Raw genomic sequence first — 2,575 nt, 5'->3', positions numbered from 1 at the left:
TTTGGGTCTGGTCAAACCGTACATCTTCAAAAATAAAGAACTCTGCTTCGGGCCCGAAGTAAGCCGTATCGGCAATCCCTGTCGATTGCAGATAGGCCACAGCCCGTGCTGCCAGGCTCCGCGGACAACGGCTGTAGGGCTGGCCGGTGCGCGGCTCAATAATGTTACAGATAAGGCTGAGGGTGGGCACTTGCAAGAACGGGTCGATCCAGGCCGTCTTGGGATCCGGCACCATGTACATGTCCGACTCATTGATGGATTTCCAGCCCCGAATGCTTGAACCATCAAAGGGTAGCCCTTCGCTGAAAACTTGTTCCGTAAGCATCGAAGGGTGGAAGGAAACGTGCTGCCAAGTGCCGAAGATATCCACAAACTTGAGATCCACCATCTGGACATTGTTGTCCTGGATCATCTGAAGCACTTCTTGGGGCGTGGATGCCATTACTCTCTCCTGATTGGGTTGCAATTGAGACTGGGGTAATCCTAAGGTAGACGGGATCCCAGCAGCGGATCCCCGCGCTTCGACTTGAGTGGGCCAAAAGCGCTCACCCATCCTAGAAAGGCCGATATCAGCATTTTGTAGCTTCTGATACGAAATTGCCCTGGCTTTGGCCTTCTGCTCAACGGCTTGGCCATTGCGCCCCTCAGCCAAGCGTTTTTGCCCTGTTGTCCTCTGGACAAAGACAAGTCGGAGAAGCCAAACCCTGTCCCCCTAGCTAGAGGAAAGCGAAAATGAGACTAGCGAGCTCGAGCCTCGCGCAGAGTACCGGCTTGTGTTAGGCTAAAACGTAGTCGTTATGAGTTTGGTTTAGTTTTCAGCAACAGCAAGGAGCGACATCGAATGACAGAGCAAAGTCGGGTTGAGAATGTGGTGATTATTGGTTCTGGCCCTGCCGGGTTCACGGCGGCCATTTACGCTGGGCGGGCCAACCTGAAGCCAGTTGTGTTTGAGGGGTTTCAGGTGGGCGGGATCCCGGGTGGGCAACTGATGACCACCACCGAGGTGGAAAACTTTCCGGGCTTTCCCGAGGGCATCAGCGGCCCCCAACTGATGAAAAACATGCGCGCTCAAGCGCAGCGGTGGGGGGCAGAGCTCTACCCCGAGGATGTCACCTTTGTGGATCTCAGCCAGCGGCCTTTTGTCGTCCGCTCTGATGAGCGAGAAGTGCGCACCCACAGCCTAATCATCGCCACCGGGGCCACGGCCAAGCGCCTACACCTGCCCGGAGAGGAGATCTACTGGAACCGCGGCATGTCCGCCTGCGCCGTCTGCGATGGGGCCATGCCCATATTCAGGGGAGTGGAGCTGGTGGTCATTGGCGGTGGCGATACCGCCTGTGAGGAAGCTACCTATTTGACCAAGTTTGGATCCCATGTCCACATGCTGGTGCGCAGTGGCAAGATGCGGGCCAGCAAGGCCATGCAAGACCGGGTGCTCAACCACCCCAAGATTACGGTGCACTGGCACACCGAGGCGGTGGAAGTCCTGGGCGACGGCCAGCGCCTGACCGGGGTGAAGGTGCGCAACAACCAGACAGGGGAGATCCGGGAGATGGCGGTGGGTGGCTTGTTCTACGCCATCGGCCATAAACCCAACACCGACCTGTTCAAAGGACAACTGGAACTGGATGAAGTGGGCTATATTGTCACCCGCCCCGGATCGGTAGCCACCAGCGTGGAGGGGGTGTTTGCCGCCGGGGATGTGCAGGATCACGAGTTTCGCCAGGCCATCACCGCTGCCGGCACCGGCTGTATGGCGGCCATGTTGGCAGAGCGCTGGCTCTCAGAACACGGCTTAGCCCAAGAGTATCACGTCGTCCCTCAGAGCCATCCTGAGCCCAGCCCTGCCACGGCTCCTCCCGAGGCGGAGTCGCCGGGGGAAGCTGCGGTGGCGGAAGCCAGCTTTGCGGAGAACGGCCACGAGGATCTGGACTTCAGTAAGACCTGCCATGAAGGGAGCTATGCCCTGCGGCGGCTCTACCACGAAAGCAATCGCCTGCTGATGGTCAAGTACACCGCTCCCACCTGTGCCCCTTGTCATGCCCTCAGGCCAATCCTGAACAAGGTCATCGAAGAGTTTGCCGACAAGCTGCACGTGGTGGAGATCGACATCGAGAAGGATCCGGAGATTGCTGAAGCCGGCGGGGTCACCTGCACGCCGACGGTGCAGTTTTTTAAAAACAAGGAGCTGGTGGCGCAGGTGGTGGGCGTTAAGCCCAAGTCCCACTATCGGGAGGTGATCCAGGCCAATTTGTCTGAAGCAAGATCAGCTTGAGGTAGTCCCCCTCACCCCCAGCCCCTCTCCCTTGGGGACGCCCAAGCGCTACGCGCCGCTCACGCGACCACCCCCAGCCCCTCTCCCTTGGGAAGAGGGGAGCTAGGTGTTGTGGTAGGCGGCCTGCAGGGCGGCCAAAGAGACCGACAACAGGGGATCCCCTTCTGCAGTTGTCAAGAGCAAAGGATCGGCAGGGGATCCCACTTGTCCCAGCAGTTGCCACTGGCCGGGGAGCTGTGACTCTAAGTAGGCTTCCCAAGGAGAGCGCTGGGCTGGATTGACAGAAACGAGGATGCGGCT

At 58.8% G+C, this 2,575-nt stretch carries 3 protein-coding genes; 1 reads left to right on the top strand and 2 read right to left on the bottom strand.

From position 1 onward, the window contains the following. A partial coding sequence (locus NW835_RS05110) for a glutamine synthetase beta-grasp domain-containing protein (protein WP_414414692.1) occupies positions 1-442 on the bottom strand: 442 nt, incomplete at its 3' end. 399 nt (positions 443-841) lie between these two features. Between NW835_RS05110 and trxB the strand changes: the two genes are divergently transcribed. Further along, positions 842-2,275 carry a thioredoxin-disulfide reductase gene (gene trxB / locus NW835_RS05105; RefSeq protein ID WP_414378703.1) on the top strand — a complete coding sequence of 478 codons (1,434 nt, stop codon included), beginning with the start codon at positions 842-844 and terminating at the stop codon, positions 2,273-2,275. Between the two features lie 102 nt (positions 2,276-2,377). Here trxB and NW835_RS05100 read toward each other — a convergent pair. Next, on the bottom strand, positions 2,378-2,575 hold a 198-nt coding region (locus tag NW835_RS05100; protein ID WP_414414691.1), incomplete at its 5' end, for a hypothetical protein.

Source organism: Synechococcus sp. OH2 (assembly GCF_047462155.1).
Taxonomy (GTDB): domain Bacteria; phylum Cyanobacteriota; class Cyanobacteriia; order Thermostichales; family Thermostichaceae; genus Thermostichus.
Note: the sequence above shows the minus strand (reverse complement) of the source record. Positions and strands in the feature narration are given on the sequence as shown.